Below are 24662 nucleotides of genomic sequence, written 5' to 3'. Positions count from 1 at the left end.
TCAGACTCCCATACATGAACAGACAAGGCTCTAAGTAAGCTATGTCTTTTTCAGGCTTTTTCCGTTAACAGTTTTATCTACGCTACAAGAGCGCTCCCCTTCGAACACCTGTCAACTTTCACAGTGCTCAATACTTATTTGAAATAAAAAACCGAGTGTTCCTCCTTAATCCACCAGAGAAGAAGTGATCAGCGAGAGCAATCAGAACAAGGCCCAGGGTTTTGTACGACGCCGCGACTTGCACCGTCAGAACGGCGCCTGCTCGCAGTACCTGAGCGAATGAATCGATGCCGAGTACCTAAGCTCCGGCAAGTCCCGTGGGGTAAGACCAGTATTGTTTCGCCAGCCGAGACAGCGTTGGCCTGACGTTTATAGCTGGACCCGGAGCACTTGGGAAAACAACCACTGCGGGCTGAGTTTGGTAAACACCGAATAATTGATCAGCACCGTTTTTCCCTTGTGTTTCGAGACCCAGGTCGGGTCAAGAACGAAAGAGTTGGGCTTACCGGCCGTAACCAGCTGATGGGCCGTATCAAGGAAGGTTTCCCCTATGACACGTACGCGCAGGGTCGAGCCCGACGGAGCTGGAGAGTTGACTGTGACTGTCCCCGAGGCATAACTGGGTGCCGGAAGCACCAGCGCCTGGGGATCGATGGTCAGAAACCGCACCCCAGACTCCAGGGTTTCACCGGCACCGCTTTTCTTGATGGTGTAGCTCACCGGTACGGTGAGCCCGATGCTATCGACGACCTCAGTGCGGGGAATCAGCACCTGTTTGTTCGCGGGAAGCTCGCCGTATGCGACCGGCGGACTGCTGTATGGCACTCGGCCTCCCCACCGAACGCTCAAGATATCGGAGGCGGCAATTGCTTCGGTGGGCAATTGCACGATGAGGTATTCATCCCTATAGATATCCTGAGTGTTCAGACGGTCGCCAGAGACTGTGCTGTAAGCCTTGGGAATGGTGGGTGCAGCAAAAGCGGGCATCGGGATAACCGGGGAGATCGCTTGGTCCGCACTCACATATTGGAAACTGAAATGACCTTGTGGGCTGGGAGGCAATGTGACGCGAACGATGGGGATAAAAAGACCGTTGGTGCGCTCATGATATTTTTTTTGGTCGATTCGGGAGGCTTCCAGATCGTTTGAGCCGGTGATCCAGAAAAACGCCTGGATGGGCAGCGCAGCCGGATTTTTTTCCGGCCAGGCTTCGATGCGAAGCTCGTTGTGATTCTTGAAATTGAAATCGGCACCCCCTGCCTCAAGCTCAACAAGTTTTCTGACTTGCAATCCCGCATTGAAGTTAGCCACGGCTTGCTCATTCAACGCATCGTTGAGCATCCACGCGCAACTGGCAGGATTTCCGTAACTGACCCTTCGAAAATGGGTCAGCCAGGCCCTGGCAGTGAAAATATTCTGTTCATTACAGGGTTTACTCAGGGGATAGACGAACTGAGTAATGCTGTCACGGCAACCGCGGGCGCCCGGTTTGCTGCGATAGATCGTCGCGCCATCGTAGGGAAAATAACAGATGATCGAGGGCCTTATTTTTCCCTGCGGAGCCCGGAGGGTGGGATAAAAAATATAGCCATGCCGCGCTTCGTTGTTGCCCCATGGCGCACCACCGAACTTGGCGTCGGCCCTCAGGTAGGAAAATGAAACCGCGCCGCTGGTCCTGGAAAATTCGCTATGGTCCCAAGGATCGAAGTTTCCTGCGTTGGTTGTGCGTGCCACGACACCCGTGCATAAAAAAGCCGGTGCCGTGGCAGCGCCACAGTTGACCGCGGTGTCGTAGTAGTTGCGGGTCAAGGCGGCTGCGGTTGCTTCTCCTGATTGCACGCTCGTGGCCACGAGCGCTTCGCTAAAGGACAGCGGCGAAACACAAAGACTGCCCAGTAGAATCAGCAGCTTTGTTGATTTTTTAAGCGTGAGAGTTGCCATGTTCGTCGTCTTGAGTATCCCGGTCGGGTCAGCAGGCTGATCTGACCCTTTCAATGAGGATTACACCGGTTATCACCCGGCAATTTAATAATCACATCGTGGGCCACATAGGGACGAGCGGGCTCAAGGCTCCACGTAGGTTTATTCTCGGCGATATCGGGGGAATCAAGATGGCAGGCCAACTGACGGCGCATGCTGCTGCCCATGTTATCGAAATTCCAGTCCTTGCGATTCGGATCAAGGGCAGCAGCCTTGATCGCCAGCTCGGCCAGCACGACATTGGTTTTCCCTACGCCGGCTTTTCTTCCGCAGGCCGTGGGCGTGACCTTAAGCGATGAAATTTTTCCCAATACGGGTTCTACATAATTGTTATCCCACTCGATCTTTTCTATGTAGTTATCGCAGGAACGACTATCCACCGGGGCTTGAACATGCTGATCGGCGGGGTAGTAAGCAAATTTCGCGTCCTCAGCGATCGAGTTCGGAAATTGTATTTTTATGATCGGCTTCCACGTATTGCCTTGCTCTACCCATCGGCGCTGATCATCTCGAGCAAACTCACGAGACGTAAAAGTCTTTGTAGTTCTGTCAATGTAATCAATACCACTCTCATAAATAAAAGCAGCGATAGGGAGCTCCAGGTACGTGGCTTTTGCTGAGTCGCTGTCACTGGCGACAGGCGCATCAAACTTCACCCGTTCCTGACTGCCCCAGTCCCTTTTCCAGTATTTATTATCCGGCCAGGTTTCAATTCGCAGCTCCGACTGGGTATGGATCGCATCGTCCTTTTCCTCAGGATCATTGGCCAAAATTTTTCGTGCTTCGACAAACGTATTGAATGCATCAGCCTTGTTATAGGTACCGAAGTAGTCTCTCGTGGTATCAAAGCCGCATTGAAACTTGTGCGCTTTCGTGGCTTCAGGGTCTCGGGTTTGACGGTCATAGTGCTCCATCCACGCCTTGGCATTGCTGATGCCCAGCTTCTGGCAATAGTCCTCGACAACGCCGAGGGAGTTCCCATTCTCCTGATAATCGCCGCAGCCGCTGTTGTTTCGATAATTCGTCCAGGAATCAATAGGAAAGGCACACAACACTTTGATTTTGAATTGCGTCTTTTCATTCACAAAATCATTGGGCACCAAGGCAAAACCATTGAACCTGAGCATGCCAAGACCATTGAACTCCACATCTTTTCTTAAATATGAAACCGATGTACCTCCGGCCGCTATACCGGTGCCTCCCGCTTCCAGGCTATGCGATAACGGGCTGGGATCCCACGGCAAATAACTTTGTTTACTGGCGATCCCTCGAAGTATCAACCCAGAGCAATCAGACGCCAACCTGCCACTTCCACAATCCCGTGCGGTCAATCGATACCAGTACTCCATCAATTTGGCCGTATCGGTGCCAGGGCTTGCCTGCAACAGGCTGGAGCCCGATACAAAACCGAGAAACAAAGAAATGTTTAATATCCGTATGACCCGACGCTTGCGCATGACTCTCTCCTAGAGCTTTTCATCGCTCAGCTCAATCAGTTATGCAATCTCGCCTAATAACCTGCGTTCCCGGCATAAACCCAACACCGGTTTTATTCAGCGGCGAGTACAACTGGAGTCTTGAGTATTCGATGATCGCTTCGTCGCGCCCACTGTCGACACTTACAGTTTTTTAGATCTGTTTAAACGATTTCCTCATAACCGGCCGCCAATCAGTCAACAAATGATCTGCCATGAAACACCCTTCCAAGCTGCCATGTGCAAATGGCCAGCCTGGAGGCCTGTGTCGCATTGCCGAGGAACATCTGACTGTCACACAGGTCGGTTACATCAGGAGCTGTCGCGGGCCGCACGACGAATGAGTGCAAAAACGCGACATTTTTTGTTGATCTCAGGCCCCTCACGCCCTAAAGTTCGCGCCGAACGTCCATGCTGGAAACGATCCATCCGGCTCAAGTACTGACGACGAGACAGCAAGGCCAAGGGAATCAAGCATCCCGTGGCCTTTTTGCTTTCGGCGACATGCCTTGGGAAGTAGGCGAACCAAAGTGGGGATACGGAGGACGTTCACGAGGGCTGCTTGCCCTTACACCCATTGATCCTGATGTTTGCCAGTAGGAGTCCCAAGTATGTCGATCCAGGTCGAAGATTATTTCGCGCGCGAGACCTTTCAGAAAATGAAGGCGTTCGCCGACAAGCAGGAAACCCCGTTCGTGGTGATCGACACCGCGATGATCTCCCAGGCCTACGATGACCTGCGCGCAGGTTTCGAATTCGCCAAGGTCTATTACGCCGTCAAGGCCAACCCGGCAGTGGAAATCATCGACCTGCTCAAGGATAAAGGCTCGAACTTCGACATCGCTTCGATCTATGAGCTGGATAAAGTCATGAGCCGTGGCGTAGGCCCGGATCAGATCAGCTACGGCAACACCATCAAGAAATCCCGGGACATCCGCTACTTCTACGAGAAGGGCGTGCGCCTGTATGCCACCGACTCCGAAGCCGACCTGCGCAACATCGCCAAGGCCGCGCCAGGCTCGAAAGTCTACGTGCGCATTCTTACCGAAGGCTCGACCACCGCTGACTGGCCGCTGTCGCGCAAGTTCGGCTGCCAGACCGACATGGCCATGGACCTGCTGATCCTGGCCCGCGACCTGGGCCTGGTGCCGTACGGCATTTCCTTCCACGTCGGTTCGCAACAGCGTGACATCAGCGTCTGGGACGCGGCCATCGCCAAGGTCAAAGTGATCTTCGAGCGCTTGAAAGAAGAAGACGGCATCGTGTTGAAGCTGATCAACATGGGCGGTGGCTTCCCGGCCAACTACATCACCCGCACCAACAGCCTGGAAACCTACGCAGAGGAAATCATCCGTTTCCTCAAGGAAGACTTCGGCGACGAACTGCCGGAGATCATCCTGGAGCCGGGCCGTTCGCTGATCGCCAACGCCGGCATCCTGGTCAGCGAAGTGGTGCTGGTGGCCCGTAAATCCCGTACCGCCGTCGAGCGCTGGGTGTACACGGACGTGGGCAAGTTCTCCGGCCTGATCGAAACCATGGACGAAGCCATCAAGTTCCCGATCTGGACCGAGAAGAAAGGCGAGATGGAAGAAGTGGTCATCGCCGGCCCTACTTGCGACAGCGCCGACATCATGTACGAAAACTACAAGTACGGTTTGCCGCTGAACCTGGCCATCGGTGACCGTCTGTACTGGCTGTCGACCGGTGCCTACACCACCAGCTACAGCGCGGTGGAATTCAATGGCTTCCCGCCGCTGAAGTCGTTCTACGTGTAATTCGCTGGTCGCTGGACCCGAAAGCCCGTGACTGTGTCACGGGCTTTTTTGCAATAGCGCAAAACGCGCCCATCAGCGCAATGCTATTGACTTCAGGCTTGTCTGAATCATGTGGCTTTTATGTGTGTTTATGAATGGTTCTCGATAACATGCGCGCCATGATGAACAGCAATGACTGAAAGGCGAGTGACGTGTTTAAGAAAACCCTGTTCCAGTTGCACTGGTTTTTCGGCATCAGCGCCGGGCTGGTCCTGGCGTTTATGGGCATTACCGGTGCCGCGGTGTCGTTTCAGGACGAAATCCTGCGGGCGTTGAACCCCCAGGTGTTGATGGTCCCGAAACAACCGGAAGGCGTCCTGCCGCCTGCCGAGCTGGTGCAACAGATCGAGGCCGCTTCCGGTAAAACCGTCGCCATGCTTTGGGTCGAGACCGAGAGCGGCCACGCCGCACGGGCAATTTTCGCCGCCCCGCCTGGGGAAAAGCGCGGGCCCATGCGCTATTTCAACCCGTACAACGCACAATTCATGGGCGATGTGGTGGGCCAGGATCTCTTCGCTCTGATACTCAGGCTGCATCGCGTCCTGGCCTTGGAGGATGTAGGTCGACAGATTACCGGTGCCTGCACGCTGATCCTGGTGTTTTTCTGCCTGTCCGGGCTGTACCTGCGCTGGCCACGCCAATGGAAAAGCTGGCGTGCCTGGCTAACCCTCGACTGGGCGAAAAAAGGCCGCAGCTTCAACTGGGACCTGCACTCGGTGGCGGGCACCTGGTGCCTGGCGTTCTATCTGCTGGCGGCCCTGACCGGCCTGACCTGGTCCTACGATTGGTACAACAAAGGCGTGACTCACCTGCTCTCCGATTCCCCCGAAGAAGAACGGGTGCGCAACCGCGGCCCAGCGCCGAGCGGCCCGCCGCCGGTGGCCGACTATCGGGCCATGTGGAGCAGCATCTACAGCGCCGCGGGCCCTGGCCTGATCGCCTACAACGTGCGCATGCCGCCGGTGGCCGGGCAACCGGCAACGGTGTTCTACCTGCTGAAAAACTCGCCTCATGACCGGGCGCTGAACCAGCTCATCCTCGACCCGGCCACCGGTGTCATCAGTGGTCACAGCCGCTACAGCGATAAGAGCCTCAAGGCGCAGTTGCTGACCAGCGTCTACGCCTTGCATATCGGCAGCTATTTCGGCCTGATCGGGCGGATCCTGGTGACGGTCGCCGCGCTGACCATGCCGCTGTTCTTCATCACCGGCTGGTTGCTGTACCTGGACCGTCGCCGCAAGAAGCGCCAAATCAAGAATGCCCGCCAGGAGCTGGGTGCCAACCGCAGCGATGCGCCCGCCTGGCTGATCGGGTTCGCCAGCCAGAGCGGTTTCGCCGAGCAACTGGCCTGGCAGACCGCCGGCCAGCTCCAGGCGGCCGGTTTGCCGGTGAAGGTCCAGCCGCTGGCCGGTGTCAGCGAGCAGGAGCTGAGCAATTGCAGCCACGCCTTGTTCGTCGTCAGCACCTTTGGCGACGGCGAAGGACCGGACAGCGCCCGGGGTTTCGAGCGTAACGTGTTGGGTCGGGCCATGAGCCTGGAGCGCCTGCAGTATTCGGTGCTGGGCCTGGGCGATCGGCAATACGAAAACTTCTGCGGCTTCGCCCGACGCCTGCACACCTGGCTGTCGGAGCACGGCGGCAAGACTCTGTTCGCTCCGGTGGAAGTCGACAGTGGCGACCCTTACGCCTTGCGTCACTGGCAACAGCAATTGGCCGAACTGACCGGCCAGGCTCCGCTGGACACTTGGCAGGCGCCCAGTTTCGAGAACTGGACACTGCACCAGCGCACCTTGCTCAACCCCGAGAGCAGCGGCTCTGGCGTGTATCTGTTGGGCCTCACCGCGCCCGGCCCGAGCAGTTGGCTGGCCGGTGACCTGGTGGAAATCCTGCCGCGCAATGACCTGTCGGCCATCGACCATTTCCTGGAGGGCCTGGGCATCGCCGGCGTTGCTCGCGTGCAGGTCGATGGCTTGCCCCAGCGCCTCGATCAGGCCCTGGCCAACCGCCAACTGCCGGAAAATCGCGCCCATCTGGTGGGCATGCATGCCCAGGCCCTGGTGGATGCCCTGGCGCCACTGGCACTGCGCGAATATTCCATCGCTTCGATTGCCGCCGATGGCCTGCTGGAGCTGATTGTGCGCCAGGAACGTCACGCCGATGGCAACCTGGGTATCGGTTCCGGTTGGCTCACCGAGCATGCGCCGCTGGGCAGTGCCATCAGCCTGCGGGTACGCCGCAATAGCGGCTTCCATCTGCCGCCTCAGGGCGTGCCCATGATATTGCTGGGCAACGGCACCGGTCTGGCCGGCCTGCGCAGCCTGCTCAAGGCGCGGGTGGCCGAGGGCATGCAGCGCAACTGGCTGCTGTTCGGCGAGCGCCAGCGCGAGCATGATTTCCACTGCCGTGATGAGTTACAGGAATGGGTGACCTCCGGCGATCTGGAACGCCTGGACCTGGCGTTTTCTCGGGATCAGGAACAGAAAATCTACGTCCAGGACCGCCTGCGCGAATCCTCGGCCCTGCTCAAGCAATGGCTGGCCGACGGTGCGGCGATCTATGTCTGCGGCAGCTTGCAGGGCATGGCGTCGGGCGTGGATCAGGTGCTCAACGACGTGCTCGGCGCCGCGGCAGTGGAGCGCTTGATCGAACAGGGCCGGTACAGGCGGGATGTCTACTGACAAGCCACCCGCTAAAACACTGCCCTCTGTGGGAGCGAGCCTGCTCGCGATAGCGGAGTATCAGACGGCACTTTTGTCGACTGACACAGCGCATCGCGAGCAGGCTCGCTCCCACATTGATTGGTGGCGTACTTGAAACTCAGACCGGCTGCAACTTCTTCTCGAACACTGCCACGCCCTCCAGATCCCGCAACACCACGCTCATCTCCCCGCTCTGGCCGTCGATGTTCACCTCGCCAAAGAACTGGTATCCGGCAAACGGCGACGTGTTCTGCGCCGGGGGGGCTTTCTGGAACACCACTTCGGGACCGAACGTCTTGTCCAGAGGATTGGGCCCGAAGCTGCCGGCGTTCAACGGCCCGGCGACAAACTCCCAGAAGGGTTCGAAATCCTGGAACGCGGCCTGTTCCGGGTGGTAATGGTGGGCGGCGCAATAGTGCACGTCAGCGGTGAGCCAGACGTAGTTGCGCACCTGATGCTTGCGCAGGTAGCCGAGCAACTCGGCGATCTCCAGCTCACGGCCCTGGGCCGGCCCCGGATCACCGTTGGCGACCGCTTCCCAACGCGACACGCCGGGGCTGACTTCGCCGTCGGGCACACCCAGGCCGATGGGCATGTCGGCAGCAATGACTTTCCACTGGGCACGGGACTGCTTCAATTCGCCCTTGAGCCAGTCCAACTGCTCGCGACCGAGAAAGGGTTTGGCCCCGCCGAGGTTGGCGTCGTTGGCTTCGCGGTAGCTGCGCATGTCCAGCACGAACACATCCAGCATCGGCCCGTAAGCGAGCTTGCGGTAGATCCGCCCGCCGCCGTCGGCCTTCTGCAAGCGCATGGGGGCGTATTCCAGCCAGGCCTGCCGCGCACGGCCAACAAGACTGTGGATATCCTTGGTCTGGTAACGTTCATCCAGTTGCTTGCCCGGCGACCAGTTGTTGACCACCTCATGATCGTCCCATTGCCAGATCTGCGGCACTTCGGCGTTGAAGCGGCGCACGTTCTCGTCCATCAGGTTGTAGCGGTAGTTGCCACGATACTCGTCCAGAGTCTCGGCGACCTTGCTCTTGGCTTCAGTGGTGAGGTTGCGCCAGATGCGCCCGCCTTCGGTGGTGATCTGCGCCGGCACCGGACCGTCCGCGTAGATGGTGTCGCCGCTGTGGATAAAAAAATCCGGCAGGCGCAAACGCATGGCTTCGTAGATGCGCATGCCGCCAATATCCAGGTTGATCCCGAAGCCCTGGCCGACGGTGTCGCCGCTCCAGACAAACCGGATGTTGCGCTTGAACTGCGGCACGCTGCGCAGGTGACCGAGCCAGGGCTCACTGGCGACACCGGTCTGGGCGTCTTCAAAATGCACGCGGTAGAAAATTGCCTGGTCAGGCGGCAGCCCGGTGAGCTCGACCCGAGCGGTAAAATCGCTGCGGCTGTCAACCAGTGGCGAGACAAAACGCCGCGGGTTGGGCAACTGGCTGCGGGTGTCCCATTCCACCACCATCCGGGCCGGGCGGTCGCAGCGGCTCCAGATCATCGCCCGGTCGCCCTGCAAATCGCCAGACTGCACGCCATCGGTGAGCACCGGGCGATCCTTGACTGAGGCAATCACCGCCGGCGCCAGCCCCGGCAACAACAACCCCGCCCCCACGGCTTGCATCACACGGCGACGGCCTAGGTCAAATTCGCTCATGGTGTTTCCCCCAAATGGGGAAACTTAAGCATGGCAGTGTTAATCAGGCGTGACAGGGATCTTGTGAACACCCCAAAACCACTGTGGGAGCGAGCCTGCTCGCGATTGCAGAGTATCAGGCAACCCATTGTCGACTGATACACCGCTATCGCGAGCAGGCTCGCTCCCACAGGGAATTTTCATTGTTCAAACTAAAGTGATCAGGCCTTGGCCGGCTCCAACGCCATCTCCACCACTTCCGGCCGCTTGAGCAGCGCATAGGACACCGCCGTCAGCAGGCTCCCCGCCACGATCGCCAGCAAATACAACAACGCATGGTTGATGGCATTGGGGATCAGCATCACGAACAGCCCACCGTGAGGCGCCATCAGTTTGCAGCCGAAGTACATCGACAGCGCACCGGTCAGTGCGCCGCCGGCGATGCTGGCCGGGATCACCCGCAACGGGTCCTTGGCGGCGAACGGAATCGCCCCTTCGGAGATGAAGCACAGCCCCAGCACCAGCGCCGCTTTACCGGCCTCGCGTTCGGTCTGGGCAAACTTGCGACGGGCGATAAAGGTTGCGATGCCCAGGCCAATCGGCGGCACCATGCCAGCGGCCATGGCCGCCGCCATCGGTGCATAACTTTGCGACGCCAGCAGTCCCACGGAAAACGCATAGGCGGCCTTGTTGATCGGCCCGCCAAGGTCGACACACATCATCGCCCCCAGCAAAACACCCAACAGAATCGCGTTGGTGGTGCCCATGCTGTCGAGGAAATGGGTCAGGCCATCCAGCATGCCCGCCACCGGTTTGCCGACGATGTAGATCATCACCAGACCGGTAAACAGGCTCGCCAGCAGCGGGATGATCAGGATCGGCTTGAGCGCTTCCAGGCTCTGGGGCAGGCGCGCGTAGCGGTTGATCGCCTTGGCCGCGTAACCGGCCAGGAAACCGGCGATGATCCCGCCGATGAACCCCGCGCCCAAGGTGCTTGCGAGCATCCCGCCGATCATGCCGGGCGCCAGGCCGGGACGGTCGGCGATGGAATAGGCGATGTAGCCGGCCAGCAACGGCACCATCAGTTTGAACGCGGTGTCACCGCCGATCTGCATCAGCGCCGCCGCCAGCGTGCCGGGCTCCTTGAACGCGGTAATGCCAAACACGAACGACAAGGCGATCAACAGACCACCGGCCACCACCATCGGCAACATGAACGACACGCCGGTCAGCAGGTGCTTATAGACACCGGTCTTCTCCGTTTTTGCCGCAGCACTGGCACCGCCCGACGCGCTTTCCTGGCGGCCTTCGGCAAGCGCCTTGTTCAGGGTGGCTTCGGCCTGCTTCAAGGCAATGCCGGTGCCGCAGCGATAGATTTTCTTGCCGGCAAAACGCTCGGTGGCGACTTCGATGTCGGTGGCCAGCAACACCACGTCGGCCTCGGCGATGGCCTCGGGGCTCAACGGATTGCGGGCGCCCACCGAGCCCTGGGTTTCCACTTGCAAGTCGTAACCGAGCTTCTTCGCTGCCTGCTGCAACGCCTCGGCGGCCATGAAGGTATGGGCCACGCCGGTTGGGCAAGCAGTGATGGCGACCAGACGAGGAGCCCGCTCAGCCGAAACCGCAGGTGCCTCTTCCAGCACATCCGACTCGACAAAAACCTTGGCCTCTTCGGCGCCGCGACGCAGCACCGAATCGACATCCTGCAGGGCCTGGGCCGGGGTGCTGCGGAACAGACGTTTGCCGACGAACCGCGACATATCCACCGGGCCGCTGGCTACCAGCAACACCCACTCGGCCGCTTCCAGGGTCGCCGCCGATAATTGGCGCTCCGGATGGGCCGCGTCATGGACTTCCACGCTGGTGCTCCAACCCTGGCGCTGGGCTGCCGCGTCCAGCAGGCGGGCGCACAACACACTGGTGACCATGCCGTTCGGGCAGGCCGTCACAATGGCTAATTTCATTCTTGCGAACCCTCTTATTGTTCGGTCAGGGGGCGCACGCGCACGCCCTGTTCAAGCGACGCCAGCAACGCGGTGTCATGGATGCCAAAACCGATCTGCGTCACGGCCATGGCGGCGATGGCCGTGGCGGTGCGCAGGGTCTGTTGCGGCGTATCGGCGCTGAGCAGGCCATGCAGCATGCCGGCCAGCAGCGAATCGCCGGCCCCCACGGTGCTGGCGACAGTGACGCTGGGCGGCGAGGCATGCAGCGCCGAACCGACACTGAACCAGTTCACGCCGTCGGCGCCGTGGGAAATCACCACATGCTCGATGCCTTGGGCGTGCAATCGTTGCGCCGCTTCCGCCTGGGCAAATTCGCTCACCACGTCGCAACCCAGCGCATCGGCCAGTTCCTCGGTGTTTGGCTTGATCAGCCACGGCCCCGCCGCGAGGGCGACGCGCAAGGCTTCGCCGCTGGTGTCGAGGGCCACGTTCAAGCCCAGTGCCTTCAAGCGAATGATCAGCGCCTGCAACCATTGCGGGCTGACGCCCCGGGGCAGGCTGCCCGCCACTACCACGGCATCGTGGCCCGGGGCGATGTGTTCCAGTCGCTCAAGCAACGCTTGCTGCGCGGCGTCATCAACCACCGGGCCTGGACCGTTGAGGTCGGTGATGCGTCCGTCCTGCTCGGCCAGCTTGATGTTGCTGCGGGTCTCCCCTGGGACGCGAATAAAGGCGTCGACAAAACCGCGCTGGGCGAACAGCGTTTCGAATGCCTGGGCGTTGTCTTCACCGAGAAAGCCACTGACGGTCACAGTGTGGCCGAGGTCAGCCAGCACCTGGGCCACGTTCACGCCCTTGCCGGCGGCGTGGCTGTGCATGGCATCGCTGCGGTTGACCTGACCGGGTTCCAGGCGCGCCAGTTCCACCGTGAGGTCGAGCGCCGGGTTGAGGGTCAGGGTAAGGATCTTGGCCATTACAGCGCCTCCACTAATGCGCGCACGTCATTGGCGCTGCCCACGGCCAAGGCCTCTTGGGCGAGGATTTTTACCTGCGCCAGGCTCACTTCGCGTACCCGCGCCTTGACCTCGGCAATGCTGCGTGCCGAAACACTCAGCTCGTCTACGCCCAGGCCCACCAGCACCGGCACCGCCAAAGGGTCGGCCGCCAGCTCACCGCACACGCCGACCCACTTGCCATGCGCATGGGCGGCACGCACGGTGATGTCGATCAGTTGCAGCACCGCCGGGTGCAGGCCGTCAGCCTGAGCCGAAAGGGTTGGGTGACCGCGGTCAATGGCCAGGGTGTATTGCGTCAGGTCGTTGGTGCCGACACTGAAGAAGTCGACTTCCTTGGCCAGCACCGGCGCCAGCAATGCCGCGGACGGCACCTCGATCATGATCCCCAGTTGCAGGTCCGCCACCGGGATCTCCAGGCGCAGGCGCTCGGTCATGTCCCGGGCCTGACGCCACTCATCGACGCTGCCCACCATCGGGAACATGATCCGCAACGGACGGTTGTCGGCAGAACGCAACAAGGCGCGCAATTGCGCTTCCATGACCTGCGGACGTTGCAAGGTCAGGCGAATGCCTCGCACGCCGAGAAACGGGTTTTCCTCTTTCGCGATCGGCCAGTACGGCAGCGGTTTGTCGCCGCCCACATCGAGGGTACGCACCACCAGCGGTCGCCCGGCCAGGCCATCGAGCACCTTGCGGTATTCGGCTTCCTGAGTCGCTTCATCGGGAGCCTGGGTATGAGCCATGAAAATCAGTTCGGTGCGCAACAGGCCAATGCCTTCGGCGCCCTGCTCCACCGCACTGGTGACCCCGGCGCTCTCGCCGATGTTGGCGAACACTTCCACGGCATGACCGTCACGGGTCAGCGCCGGTTGATGACGTTGTTCGGCAGCGACCTTGAGACGTTGCTCGCGGGTGTCGCGCTCTTCGGTGGCCCGTTGCAGCGTGGGCGCGTCGGGGTCCACGTGCAGGCGACCGCGCTGGCCGTCCAACAACAGTGAAGTGCCCGGCGCCAGCAGCAACACCGCCGCACCGGCCCCCACCAGCGCCGGGATCCCCAGGGCTCGGGCGACAATGGCACTGTGGGCGGTGGCGCCGCCGCGCGCGGTGAGAATCCCCGCTACGCGGGCGGGGTCCAGACGGGCGACGTCGGATGGGCCAACCTCGTCCATCACCAGAATGTAAGGTTGCTCGGGTTCGCTCGGGGTTTCGACGCCGCACAACTGCGCCAGCACACGCCGACCGACGTCCCGCAGGTCGGCGGCACGTTCGGCGAGCAGTGCGTCCTGCAGCGCTTCCTGTTCTTTGGCAGCCGCTTCGATCACGCCCATCCACGCCGCTTGCGCGCTCTCGCCCAGCTTCAATCGAGTGTCGACCTCATCGGTCAGCGCCGGGTCGTCGAGCATCTCCTGATGGGTGATAAAGATTTCGCGGATGGCCTTGGCCTTGGCGCGTTCGACCAGACCTTCGATGTCGCGGCGCACTTGGTTCAAGGCGTTTTGCAGGCGCTCACGCTCGATGGCCGCTGATTCGCCGCGCAATGGATACTCGAAGGCCTGCAACACCTGGATGTGGGCCGGGCCGATGGCAATGCCCGGAGCGGCGGCAACGGCCTGGATCAAGCTGCCGGATTCGGGCGCCAGCACGACGGCAGCAACCTCGGCCATGGTGGTTTGCTGTGGCGCACTCGGTGGCGGCAGCGGCTCGACTTCTTCGCCAAGGCCCTCTTCGATGGCGGCCAGCAGCGCCGGCAAGGCGTCAGCGGCGATGCTCGGTTCGGCGATGAACTCCAGGACCTGGCCGCGACGAGCGCCCAGGCTCAGCAATTTGCTCAGGCTCTTGACCGACACGGCGCTGTCCTGGCCGTCGACGATGCGCACGCGGATCTCGCCTTCGAAGCTTTTCGCCAGTTGCGCGAGGATCTTCGCCGGACGCGCGTGCAAACCATGGGCATTGGCCAGACCGATGCGGGCGCTGGGCCAATCGGCGGGCAGTTCGCCGCCCAACACTTCCAGCACCTTGCGGCTGCTGGTGGCGCGACCCAGTTCATGGCCGCGGCCTTCGATCAACAACGCGCAGAGCCTTTCGAGCAAAGCCTGGTGAGCCTCGCCGAGGCTGGCGAGACAGAACAGACCGCTCAAGGGCTGACCGAGGTAACGGATGGGCTTGTCCGGCGTGACGAAGGCCAGGCCCGGACGCTTGACCGTCTGTTCGCTGTGCAGCCACCACAGGCCATCGCCCAATGGCAGCGCCTCGACCTGCTGCAACACTCCAGCAAAGCCGTTGCTCACACAGTCGGCCTGGCGCAGCAGACGGGCACCGCGCCAGACCAGCTCTTCGAAATCGTCGGCCGACACGCCGAGGCCGATCATCTGCGCATCCAAGGCCAGTTCCTGTGGCGCGCCTTGCAGCAGCTTCAACAGCGCTTCGGCCGAACCTGCGCGGCGCAGGGCCTGGCCCAGGTCGGTCTCGCCGAGGGCGCGGGTCAGCAGTTGCAAAAGACGCAAGTGTTCGTCGGACTTGGCCGCGATACCGATCGCCAGGTAAACGATCTGACCGTCACCCCAGTCCACACCGTCGGGGAACTGCAACAGACGCACACCGGTGGAGTACACAAGATCGCGGGTTTGCGGGGTGCCGTGGGGGATGGCAATACCTTGGCCAAGAAAGGTCGAGCCCTGGGCCTCGCGAGCCTGCAAGCCGGCCAGGTAACCCTCGGCTACAAGGCCATCGGCCACCAGTTTGTCAGCGAGCAATTGCAGCGCGGCGTCTTTATCCACAGCCGTCTGGGCCATGGATATCTGCTCTAGAGTGAGCTCGAGCATGCTTTCTCCTTTTTGGCGTCGGGTTGGCGCCAGGTATTGTTTTGAATGAATCAGCTTAGCGTTACAGGACGGCATTTGGCGCTATCGCGGCAGACGGGCCAAAAAATCCTGCTAACCTTGAAAATACGCCTGCTGAAACGTTTAATCTAGAAAGATTGGCACGTTACTCGATAATCTCTCATCCTTGAAGTGCAACTTGTCGCCGCTGTCGCGACAGTAACCGTCGTCCTGAATCGGGTAGGATGCCCCTCATTGTCGGGGCAAACTCGAAAAAACAAGGAAAACCGGGTTGAAACTCAGTGATATCGCCCAGTTGGCCGGTGTGTCCGTGACCACCGCCAGCTATGTCATCAATGGCAAGGCCGAACAGCAACGCATCAGCAGCGCCACCGTCGAACGTGTACGCGCCGTGGTCGAGGAGCATGGCTTCACGCCCAACCCCCAGGCTGCCGGGTTGCGCAGCCGGCATACGCGCACGCTGGGTTTCATCCTGCCGGACCTGGAAAACCCCAGTTACGCCCGCATCGCCAAACTGCTGGAACAGGGTGCCCGAGCGCGGGGCTATCAATTGCTGATCGCCAGCTCCGACGATGCGCCCGAGAGCGAACGGCAACTGTTGCAACTGTTCCGCGCCCGACGTTGCGATGCGCTGATTGTCGCCAGTTGCCTGCCTGCCGGGGACGACAGTTATCGCCAGTTACAGGCCAAGGGTATCCCGATCATCGCCATCGACCGGGTGATGGAGCCTGCGCACTTCTGCTCGGTGATCAGCGATGACCGCCAGGCCAGCCTGCAACTGACCCGTAGCCTGCTGGAAACCAATCCCCGCCAGATCGCGCTGATCAGCGCCCGGCCCGAATTGAGCATCAGCCAGGAACGCACCGCCGGGTTCAACGAAGCCCTGGCCGGGTTCGAAGGCCAGGTGCTGATCGAGCACGGCGAGTCGTTCAGCCGTGAATGCGGTCGCCAGTTGATGGACGAATTGCTCGCGCGACTGGGGCACCTGCCTGATGCGTTGATCACCACCTCCTATGTGCTGCTGCAAGGGGTGTTCGACGCCCTGCACGACTTCCCGCTCAAGTCGCGCCCACTACGGTTGGGCACCTTTGGTGATACGCAACTGCTGGACTTCCTGCCGCTGCCGGTCAACGCCATGTCCCAGCAGCACCAACTGATCGCCGACAAAGCCCTGGCGCTGGCCCTGGCCGCCATCGAAAACGATGATTACCAACCCGGTGTGCAGGCCATCCCACGCACGTTCAAGCAGCGCATTCATCAGGGCTGAGCATTCTTCAGGATTGAAGCATGGAACTGATCGATACCCACACCCATCTGGATTTCCCCGACTTCGATGCGGATCGCCCGGCGCTGCTGGCCGAAAGCCGCGCCTTGGGCGTGCGGCAGATGGTGGTGCTGGGGGTGTATCGGGATAACTGGCAACGGGTGTGGGATCTGGTGCAAAGCGACCCGGACCTGCACGCCGCGCTGGGCCTGCATCCAGTGTATCTCGACCAGCATCGCCCCGATGATCTGGGGCAATTGCGCCAATGGCTGATCCGCCTGGCTGGGCATCGGCAGTTGTGTGCGGTGGGGGAAATCGGTCTGGACTACTTCATCCAAACCCTGGATCGGGAGCGCCAGCAGGCATTGTTCGAGGCGCAACTGCAACTGGCGGCGGAATTCCAATTGCCGGCGCTGATCCACGTGCGCCGCAGCCACGCCGCCGTGATCGCCACCCTCAAGCGCATTGACCTCAAGCGCGGGGGGATTATCCACGCCTTCGCCGGCAGTTTTGAGGAGGCTCGCGAGTACATCAAGCTCGGCTTCAAGCTCGGCCTTGGTGGCGCCGCCACTTGGCCTCAGGCCCTGCGCATGCATCGGGTACTGGCAAAACTGCCGCTGGACGCGGTGGTGCTGGAAACCGATTCGCCGGACATGGCCCCGGCGATGTTCCCCGGCCAACGCAACAGCCCGGCGCATTTACCGGCCATTTGTGAAGCACTGGCTGGGATCATGGCGATCAGCCCTGAGCAGCTGGCAGAGGCCAGCACGGCCAACGCCCGCCAATTGTTCAATTGGTGACCCCCTGTGGGAGCGGGCTTGCTCCCACATTGGATCGGTGGTGAGCACCATCCTTTAACTACACCCGAAACGCATTGATCAACTGCTTGAGCTGCACCACCTGGGCGGACAACTCACGGCTGGCGTCTTCGGTCTGGTGCGCGCCTTCGGCGGTGCGTTCACCGGCGCGATTGATCTCGACGATGTTCTGGTCGATGTCATGGGCCACGGCCGTCTGCTGCTCCACCGCTGCAGCGATCTGCTGGTTCTGGTCGACGATCATGCCGACGGCGCCGAGGATATTTTCCAGCGCCTGCTGGACCTTTTCCGACTGCCCCACCGTGCCACTGGCCATCTCATGACTGATGCCCATGGCTTTGACGGCAGCGCCCACGCCGCCGTGCAAGCGGGTGATCATTTCTTCGATTTCTTCGGTCGATTGCTGGGTGCGCTTGGCCAGGGTCCGCACTTCGTCAGCCACCACCGCGAAACCGCGCCCCTGCTCTCCGGCTCGTGCGGCTTCGATCGCGGCGTTGAGCGCCAGCAGGTTGGTCTGTTCGGCAATGCTCTTGATCACGTCCAGCACACGACTGATGGCCTGGCTGTCAGTCGCCAGTTGATTGATCACCTGCACCGACTGATCGATCTCGCTGGCCAAGCGCACGATGCTGCTCTGTTGCGACTCCACCAGCCCGCGCCCGCTGAGGGTTTCGTCGTTCACGCTGTGGGCGCTACTGACCGCCGCGGCGGCGCTACGAGCCACTTCCTGGGCGGTGGCCGACATCTGGTTCATCGCCGTGGCGACCAGTTCGATCTGGCTGCGCTGCCCGGACACGGCCTGGTTGCTCTGGGCCGACACCGCCTCCACCTGCCCGGCCTGGCGCTCGACCTCGGCAACGGTCCGGCCGACCTGTTCGATCAGGTCATGGATCTTCGCCACCGTGCCATTGAACACTTCACCCAACTCCCCCAACTCATCCTTGCTGCGCGCCACGAAGTTGACCGTCATGTCGCCCGCTGCGACCTTGTCCATCATCTCGCCGAGATGTTTGAGTGTGGTACGGGTCGAGGCGTAGAAGCCGGCGTACAGGTAAAAGATCAGCAGAAATACGGCGACCAGCGCAACGGCTTGCAGCACCATGTGGCTGCGGTTCTGCTCCAGGCGATGCTGCAACTGAACATCCAGAAAACCCAGGGTTACGTCGTTCAGTCGGTAGGTTTGCTCCATCAGACTGCTGACCTGCTCGTAAAACGGCAGCCATGGAGCATCCAGCGTGTCAGCCATCACCACCTGATCTTCGATCAGCTCACCGGCTTTCTTCAAGGTTGCCTTGCTGCCTTCGGCCTGACTGGCAAGCGCCTGCTCGGCCGCCTGGCTGGAACCCAGGGCGTCCTGAAGCTTGAGGTCATATTCACCCTGCAGCTTTTCGATTTGCCCCAGCAACTCGTCGAACCGGGTGCTCGACGCCGAATTGAGAAAGCCCAGGCCCAGGGACGCAGCGCCCAGCGCACGGCCTTCACCGAGGGTTTGGGTCACGTTGGGGGTCACGCTGATGATCAATTCGCTCAGTTGGCGGATGTCGCCCTGGTTGTCGCGGCTCAGGCCAGCCTGGCTGGCGATGATTTGACTGAACATCTGCGCGCTGTTGAGCAGCTTGCCAATCAGTGCGCTTTTGCTTTGCAGGGAGCGCTCGGCCTGCTGGGCCTTGAAAGCGGCAATCATTTCGTCGCGCTTGGCATCGAAGGCGCTGACCTGTTCAGGATCGACGGCCATGGCTTTCAAGCTCTGCAACCGCGCCAGCACCTGCTTTTCAAGGGTGCCGATCTTCGCTTCCACGTCCCCGGCCTTGCCGGACTGACCGAGGCTGGCATTGATCTGCACCAGATTGTTCAGGGTTTCCAGGTCGCGCCGCAGGGTCAGGCTGTTGCCCAGCAGATCGAGGCTTTGCAGCTCCACTTGCGTGCCCTGGAATTCGCGATAGGAATCGCGCACCAAAAAGAAATTGGTCACCAGCATCGGCAGCAGGAACAACACGCTGATCAGGCTGAACTTCATGCCGAAGCTCAGGCGGTTCATCAGCGCGACGGCGGGCCAGAGCAAACTCTTCACAAGGAAGTCTCCCGGTTGTATTTCTTGTTTTTATGGGCAGGCGCACAGAGACAGCAGATAGCCACTATTTGGGCGCTGTCCCTGTATAGCCTAAATCGGCGGGAAGATTTGTAACTTAAGGTTAACGACGAGCCGTGGCACGGTTCTTGTGGCGAGGGGATTTATCCCCGCTGGGGCGCGAAGCGGCCCCTAGCTATCTTAAAGCCCGCAATCAATGGGGCTGCTGCGCATCCCAGCGGGGATAAATCCCCTCGCCACAGAGCGTGCGTTTGCCTAAGCCAGCACTGTCCACAGTGCAAACCCGGCATACCAGAGCACCGCCGCACGCAACAACAGCTCCCACAGCCGATCCAGGCTGTTGATGCCGTCCGGGCCCGCGACAGGGTCGGGAATCTCGCCGGCCACCAGCCCGACCTTGCCGATCAGGTCTGCTGCGCTGATGTTCCAGTTCAGCAACTCATGCAGCATGACCCGGCTGACTGCCACGAAGTTGCCCACCAGGGCGAAGCTCGCGGTCAGCAACCGCACCGGCACCCAATCGAAGGCATGGCGCAACTGCGTCGCCCGCTCGGCCACGCCGGGGTTCTGACTGTGCTCGGCGGCCAGCGCCAGCAGGCGATAGCTCAGCGCCGCGACCGGCCCCAGCAGGAAATACCAGAAAATCACCGCGAAAAAACTCTGATAGGCCTGCCACAGCAGGTGCCCCTGGACCCGCTCCAGCAACTGCTCGCCGCTATCGGCCTCGATATTCAGGTCGCGCTTGGCCACATGGTCGGCCGCTTGCAGGTCTTCCCGTCGCCAGGCGTCACGAAACGGCCCCAGGTCAGCGAGCAGATCCCCTCGACCGAGGCTGTAAATCACCACCAGCAGATGCACCGGTAGTGCCAGCAGACCATAGGCCACCGGCTCCAATACCCACAGTAACAAGGCCAGTAGCGCCACGGGCAGCAGGACCAGCACAACCAGCACCAGCCAGGGCCGGTTGACCCAGCGTGGGTTCGTCTCGAGTTTGTTCAGTTCGCGCAGCCAACCGCCGTCACGCTGGATCCGATGGCGCAACGCCGAGAATTTCTCGATCCAGATCGCCAGCAGCAGCACCAGAAAACTCATTGCCCTTCCCCTTCTATCAAGGCAGCGCGATAGCGCGCCCAGTCGAATGCCGGTCCCGGATCGGTCTTGCGACCCGGGGCGATGTCGCTGTGCCCGCAGATGCGCTGCAGCGTGATCGCCTTGAACGCCGCCTGCAACTGCCGGGTCAGGCAGACCAATGCGGCATATTGCGCGTCAGTGAAGGGCAGATCGTCGGTGCCTTCCAGCTCGATGCCCAGGGAAAAATCGTTACACGTCTCCCGCCCTTCGAAACACGAAACGCCCGCGTGCCAGGCACGATCCAGACAGGAGACAAACTGGGTAATCGCGCCGTCACGCTCGATCAGAAAATGCGCAGACACGCGCAGATCGGCGATACCGGCAAAATAGGGGTGTTGCGTGACATCCAGACGATTCTGGAAAAACTCCTGCACCTTGCCCGTGGAAAACTGTGCCGGCGGCAGGCTGATGTTGTGGATCACCAGCAGTGAAATTTCGCCTTCGGGGCGCGCATTGAAGTTGGGTGATGGGCAATGCCGCACGCCATCGCACCAACCACTGGCGGGGTCCAACTGCATACAGGTTCCTTCGATGACGTCAGTGAATGCCGCCAGTATGCCGCGATCGGCCCTGGCTGTGCGATCACTTGCCGCGATTGAGCTGACGCAGATTGCCCAGCACCGATTCCAGCGCCCGGTCGAACAGCAAGGTGTCGTCCAACAGACGCGCCGTCCCTCGGCGAAATTCCAGGGCCAGGCTGGTGCGGCTGTGCTCCAGCACTTTGAGGCCCGTGCGGTTGACGAAGACATATTTGCCGGTGGCCTCGATGATCGCCGCCAGTTTGCAACGCAGGCTGTTGTCATCGTCCTCCTGGAACTCAACCCAGCTTCCCAATCGCAACTGATCGACCTGAAGCAGGCCCACATCATCGGCCGGCAAGTGCACCGCCGCACTGTCTTCCGGGGCCTTTTGAGCGGTGCGCAGGACAATTTTCTCCGAGACCTGGACCATGACCGGCGAATTGAACGACTGGGTTTGTTCCGTTGCCTGTCCCATGCGTTCGAGGGCCAGCACGTGGAGGGTTTCCAGCTCGCTGAAAAACTCGCTGGTGGCAAACGGGTCGAACGCCGAACGGCTCAGGCCTTCACGCAAGGCTTTGAGCAGCTGCGGCACTATCGTCAGCAAGCGCAGGCCGGCATCCGGTTCTTCGTGATGCTGGACGCTCCAGATCAGTTCTTCCAGCGTCAAAACGTCGGCCTGCCACTCGGCTGAATATTTGCCGTGCTTGAAGCAGGTCAGCAATAACACCTGGCTCCAGGCGTGCTGCACGAACTCCACCACCGCTTGCGGCAACACTTTGCCCAGCATGACCTGGTTCAGCACGCCTTCGACGCGCAGGCGCGCCAGTTCGGCCTTGGCCCGACCTTCTTCGGCGTCACGAATACGCTGTTCGAGCAATTCGCTGCGACGTCTTTCATCGCTGGTGAAGGCCAGGAAATCGGCCAGCAATTCAGAGAAGATCGCCGGGTCATCGACAAAGTCATTCAACAACCGCTGCACCACCTGTTCGATGCGCAGATAGAGGCTGTCGCGCTGATGGTCGTCGCAATCGCCCCAGCCGGTGGCAGCAGCGGCGATTTCATTGAGCAGCCGTCGGGCCGGATGATTGCCCCGACTGAAAAAGCTCTTGTCCTGCACCGCAACCTTGAGCATCGGAATCTGCAGACGGCCGATCAACGCCTTGAAGGAGTCCGGCAGGTTATCGTCGTCGAGGATGAATTCAAACATCATCGAGATCAGGTTGATCACGTCTTCATCGGCGTCGTCGACCACCCGCGACTTGCCGCTTCTGACGCTGACCCGGGTCAGCAGCTGTTCGAGTTGGCTGCGCAGGTCGAACTCATCCTCTATGGCAGGCGCCGGCACGTACTGCTGCAAATGGGAGAGCAGGCGCAGCAAATCACGGGTCGAGATCGGTTGAGCCGGTGCGCTGGCCTCCAGAGTCGGGGCCACGCTGCCACGCACCTGCATCAATAGTTTCTGCAACGCAGCAAATACTTCCTGCACGCTGTCATCGACTTCGGCGGCCTTGGGGCCGGCACTTTCAGTCTTGGTACGCGGGGCCTCATCGGCGCGATCCGACGCTCGTCGCGAGGGTGAAATCTTGAGATCCGGCAGGATGCCCGTAGCGGCCAGCAACTGGTTGGCCTCGGTATACAGTTGATCGCACTCGCTGAGCACATAGCGCTCGAACAATTTGAGCAAGATCAGCTTGACCTTGATCTCCACCCCCAGGTTGCGACCGGCCTGTAGAAAGTTTTCACACAGCAGCGCTGGGCTCAAAGGGTTCTGCTGGTTTGCCAGCGGCCTGGTGAGCAAGACGCTGAGCCGTGCAGTCAGTTGCTCAAGAGCCACGCTATCGCGACTGAGCACACGGGTGACCATGGCCTCCACCGCCAGATGGCGCTCCAGGTCATCATGCGTGCGCTGAACCTGAGGGCCGGAGGCGTGCGCCGGCGCCAAGGTGGCTTGGGTCGGATCGTATTGGGCGAGGCTGACAAAGGCTTCGAAAAACTGCTCGATAAATTCGCGCTCAATGCTTTTGCGCTTGAGGCGCAAGTCCCGCATGGCTTCGAAGAACAGGTTCTGATCGACATCGTTGCGCGCCCGATCGGCCATTTCAAACAGCGTGTCGTCGGCATTGTCGAACAGCCCCTGCAAACCAAGGCGCAACTGCTGGGCGGCCTTGTCGCGCACCTGAAGCAGAATCACAGGCAGGCGGGCGAGCGGCGAACGGTTCGCCTGATCGGTAGAAACCTTGTGCAAGGGCACTACATTCCCGTCGTTGTGCATCCTGGTCTCCTGAAAGGGTGCTCTTGCGCTCGAAACGTCAAAGCCATGACGTCAATCGAAAGGCGGATTATCTGGTAAAAGAACCCGGTCATGCCAGCAGACTCTGTGACCCAGGTCGAAATACTCCGCAATAAGTGACCGGACAATCGGGGAAATGTTGCGAGGATGCGACCAAATGCAGGTTTCGATGCCTGGCGCAGACGTCCGGCGCCGTCCCCCATAAGGAACATTGTTTGTGAGACAAGCCACTGGCCCTATAATCGGGCCACTTTGTTTGTGGAGCCCGTTATGCCGAATCTACGTCTCGCCGATCTGACCGCCGAAATCGAGGCCAACGTGCGCCGCGCGTTGCTCGAAGACATCGGCAGCGGCGACATCACCGCGCAACTGATCCCCGCCGAACGCCTGGCCAAAGCCACCATCATTACCCGGGAAGCCGCAGTCATCAGCGGCACGGCCTGGGTCGATGCCGTGTTCCGGCAACTGGATCCGCGCGTCGCCGTGCATTGGCAAGTACGCGATGGCGACCGGGCAAGCCCCGACCAGGCGCTGTTCCACCTCGAAGGCCCGGCCCGCTCGCTGCTGACCGGCGAACGCAGCGCGCTGAACTTTCTGCAGATGCTTTCTGGCGTGGCCACCCGAGCCCGCTACTTGGCCGACTTTGTGGCCGACACCCAGGTCAAGCTGCTGGACACTCGCAAAACCCTCCCAGGGCTGCGCTTGGCCCAGAAGTACGCCGTCACCTGTGGCGGTTGCCATAACCACCGCATCGGCCTCTACGATGCCTTCCTGATCAAGGAAAACCACATCGCAGCCTGCGGCGGCATCGCCCAGGCCATTGCCGCCGCCCACAAGATCGCACCGGGCAAACCGGTGGAAATCGAAGTGGAAAGCCTGACAGAATTGAAAGAAGCGCTGGCGGCCAATGCCGACATCATCATGCTCGACGAACTGAGCCTGGATGACATGCGCGAAGCCGTACGCCTGAACGGCGGCAAGGCGAAGCTGGAGGCCAGCGGCGGGATCAACGAAAGCACGTTGCGCCCGATTGCCGAGACCGGGGTGGACTACATCTCGATCGGGGCAATGACCAAGGATGTGAAAGCGGTGGACCTGTCGATGCGGCTCAGTCTCTGACAACAAAAAACGCCAGCCTCA

15 protein-coding genes and 1 pseudogene are annotated in these 24662 nt (G+C 60.8%); 6 read left to right on the top strand and 10 right to left on the bottom strand.

Annotation, left to right across the window (positions count from 1 at the left end):
• Positions 1-175: 175 nt before the first annotated feature.
• Positions 176-366, top strand: a pseudogene (locus CRX69_RS08415) (glycine/betaine ABC transporter ATP-binding protein); the annotation flags it as partial.
• A gap of 3 nt (positions 367-369) precedes the next feature.
• On the opposite strand, the gene CRX69_RS08410 reads toward CRX69_RS08415, so the two are convergent.
• Both CRX69_RS08410 and CRX69_RS08405 read right to left on the bottom strand, forming a co-directional pair.
• Positions 370-1941 (bottom strand): hypothetical protein, encoded by a 1572-nt coding sequence (locus CRX69_RS08410; protein WP_076383539.1) that lies wholly within the window; start codon positions 1939-1941, stop codon positions 370-372.
• A gap of 50 nt (positions 1942-1991) precedes the next feature.
• On the bottom strand, positions 1992-3437 hold the full coding sequence (locus tag CRX69_RS08405) for a DUF2599 domain-containing protein (protein WP_107321869.1): 1446 nt from the start codon (positions 3435-3437) through the stop codon (positions 1992-1994).
• Positions 3438-4066: 629 nt separating this feature from the next.
• On the opposite strand from CRX69_RS08405, the gene CRX69_RS08400 reads away from it, so the two are divergent.
• Complete coding sequence (locus CRX69_RS08400) at positions 4067-5230, top strand: type III PLP-dependent enzyme (protein WP_047229038.1); 1164 nt, start codon at positions 4067-4069, stop codon at positions 5228-5230.
• A gap of 191 nt (positions 5231-5421) precedes the next feature.
• Entirely contained in the window at positions 5422-7947 is a 2526-nt protein-coding gene (locus tag CRX69_RS08395; RefSeq protein WP_107321868.1) for a PepSY domain-containing protein, read from the top strand.
• Between the two features lie 139 nt (positions 7948-8086).
• Here CRX69_RS08395 and CRX69_RS08390 read toward each other — a convergent pair whose 3' ends face one another.
• The 4 genes from CRX69_RS08390 to ptsP all read right to left on the bottom strand — a co-directional run bounded on the left by CRX69_RS08390 (position 8087) and on the right by ptsP (position 15391).
• Positions 8087-9628: an alkaline phosphatase D family protein gene (locus tag CRX69_RS08390; protein ID WP_107321867.1), complete on the bottom strand. Its 1542-nt coding sequence runs from the start codon at positions 9626-9628 to the stop codon at positions 8087-8089.
• Positions 9629-9828: 200 nt separating this feature from the next.
• On the bottom strand, positions 9829-11571 hold the full coding sequence (locus tag CRX69_RS08385; RefSeq protein WP_107321866.1) for a PTS fructose-like transporter subunit IIB: 1743 nt from the start codon (positions 11569-11571) through the stop codon (positions 9829-9831).
• A gap of 14 nt (positions 11572-11585) precedes the next feature.
• Positions 11586-12527 (bottom strand): 1-phosphofructokinase, encoded by a 942-nt coding sequence (gene pfkB, locus CRX69_RS08380; protein WP_047229042.1) that lies wholly within the window; start codon positions 12525-12527, stop codon positions 11586-11588.
• Entirely contained in the window at positions 12527-15391 is a 2865-nt protein-coding gene (ptsP, locus tag CRX69_RS08375) for a phosphoenolpyruvate--protein phosphotransferase (RefSeq protein WP_047229043.1), read from the bottom strand. The genes pfkB and ptsP overlap by 1 nt, the downstream gene beginning before the upstream one ends.
• 289 nt (positions 15392-15680) lie before the next feature.
• Here ptsP and cra point away from each other — a divergent pair, with 289 nt between their 5' ends.
• Together cra and CRX69_RS08365 are read left to right on the top strand one after the other, a co-directional pair.
• On the top strand, positions 15681-16676 hold the full coding sequence (cra, locus tag CRX69_RS08370) for a catabolite repressor/activator (RefSeq protein ID WP_047229044.1): 996 nt from the start codon (positions 15681-15683) through the stop codon (positions 16674-16676).
• 20 nt (positions 16677-16696) lie between these two features.
• Positions 16697-17473, top strand: a complete 777-nt coding sequence (locus CRX69_RS08365) for a TatD family hydrolase (protein ID WP_047229045.1) — start codon at positions 16697-16699, stop codon at positions 17471-17473.
• A gap of 58 nt (positions 17474-17531) precedes the next feature.
• On the opposite strand, the gene CRX69_RS28200 is transcribed toward CRX69_RS08365, so the two are convergent.
• From CRX69_RS28200 to CRX69_RS08345, 4 genes are all read right to left on the bottom strand, one after another.
• The gene (locus CRX69_RS28200) at positions 17532-18236 is read right to left on the bottom strand and encodes a methyl-accepting chemotaxis protein (RefSeq protein WP_420821204.1); all 705 of its coding nucleotides are present in this window, start codon (positions 18234-18236) and stop codon (positions 17532-17534) included.
• Positions 18237-19835: 1599 nt separating this feature from the next.
• Positions 19836-20672: a regulatory signaling modulator protein AmpE gene (ampE, locus tag CRX69_RS08355; protein WP_047229047.1), complete on the bottom strand. Its 837-nt coding sequence runs from the start codon at positions 20670-20672 to the stop codon at positions 19836-19838.
• A complete protein-coding gene (gene ampD / locus CRX69_RS08350; RefSeq protein ID WP_047229048.1) occupies positions 20669-21229 on the bottom strand; it encodes a 1,6-anhydro-N-acetylmuramyl-L-alanine amidase AmpD in 561 nt (186 codons plus the stop codon). Before ampD ends, ampE begins: the two co-directional genes overlap by 4 nt.
• Positions 21230-21293: 64 nt before the next feature.
• Complete coding sequence (locus tag CRX69_RS08345; RefSeq protein WP_107321864.1) at positions 21294-23504, bottom strand: DUF1631 domain-containing protein; 2211 nt, start codon at positions 23502-23504, stop codon at positions 21294-21296.
• A gap of 288 nt (positions 23505-23792) precedes the next feature.
• Here CRX69_RS08345 and nadC point away from each other — a divergent pair, with 288 nt between their 5' ends.
• Positions 23793-24641, top strand: a complete 849-nt coding sequence (gene nadC / locus CRX69_RS08340) for a carboxylating nicotinate-nucleotide diphosphorylase (RefSeq protein WP_047229050.1) — start codon at positions 23793-23795, stop codon at positions 24639-24641.
• Positions 24642-24662: the final 21 nt, after the last annotated feature.

The organism is Pseudomonas rhizophila (assembly GCF_003033885.1).
In the GTDB taxonomy this organism is placed as follows: Bacteria; Pseudomonadota; Gammaproteobacteria; order Pseudomonadales; family Pseudomonadaceae; genus Aquipseudomonas; species Aquipseudomonas rhizophila.
The sequence above is the reverse complement of the archived record's forward strand: the minus strand, read 5'-3'. Positions and strand labels throughout refer to the sequence as shown.

Excerpts from the sequence above, each read along its gene's own strand:
- CRX69_RS08410 (WP_076383539.1), bottom strand. The coding sequence starts at position 1,941 with ATGGCAACTCTCACGCTTAAAAAATCAACAAAGCTGCTGATTCTACTG.
- CRX69_RS08405 (WP_107321869.1), bottom strand. The coding sequence starts at position 3,437 with ATGCGCAAGCGTCGGGTCATACGGATATTAAACATTTCTTTGTTTCTC.
- CRX69_RS08400 (WP_047229038.1), top strand. The coding sequence starts at position 4,067 with ATGTCGATCCAGGTCGAAGATTATTTCGCGCGCGAGACCTTTCAGAAA.
- CRX69_RS08390 (WP_107321867.1), bottom strand. The coding sequence starts at position 9,628 with ATGAGCGAATTTGACCTAGGCCGTCGCCGTGTGATGCAAGCCGTGGGG.
- CRX69_RS08385 (WP_107321866.1), bottom strand. The coding sequence starts at position 11,571 with ATGAAATTAGCCATTGTGACGGCCTGCCCGAACGGCATGGTCACCAGT.
- pfkB (WP_047229042.1), bottom strand. The coding sequence starts at position 12,527 with ATGGCCAAGATCCTTACCCTGACCCTCAACCCGGCGCTCGACCTCACG.
- ptsP (WP_047229043.1), bottom strand. The coding sequence starts at position 15,391 with ATGCTCGAGCTCACTCTAGAGCAGATATCCATGGCCCAGACGGCTGTG.
- CRX69_RS08365 (WP_047229045.1), top strand. The coding sequence starts at position 16,697 with ATGGAACTGATCGATACCCACACCCATCTGGATTTCCCCGACTTCGAT.
- CRX69_RS28200 (WP_420821204.1), bottom strand. The coding sequence starts at position 18,236 with ATGTCGGCCACCGCCCAGGAAGTGGCTCGTAGCGCCGCCGCGGCGGTC.
- ampE (WP_047229047.1), bottom strand. The coding sequence starts at position 20,672 with ATGAGTTTTCTGGTGCTGCTGCTGGCGATCTGGATCGAGAAATTCTCG.
- ampD (WP_047229048.1), bottom strand. The coding sequence starts at position 21,229 with ATGCAGTTGGACCCCGCCAGTGGTTGGTGCGATGGCGTGCGGCATTGC.
- CRX69_RS08345 (WP_107321864.1), bottom strand. The coding sequence starts at position 23,504 with ATGCACAACGACGGGAATGTAGTGCCCTTGCACAAGGTTTCTACCGAT.
- nadC (WP_047229050.1), top strand. The coding sequence starts at position 23,793 with ATGCCGAATCTACGTCTCGCCGATCTGACCGCCGAAATCGAGGCCAAC.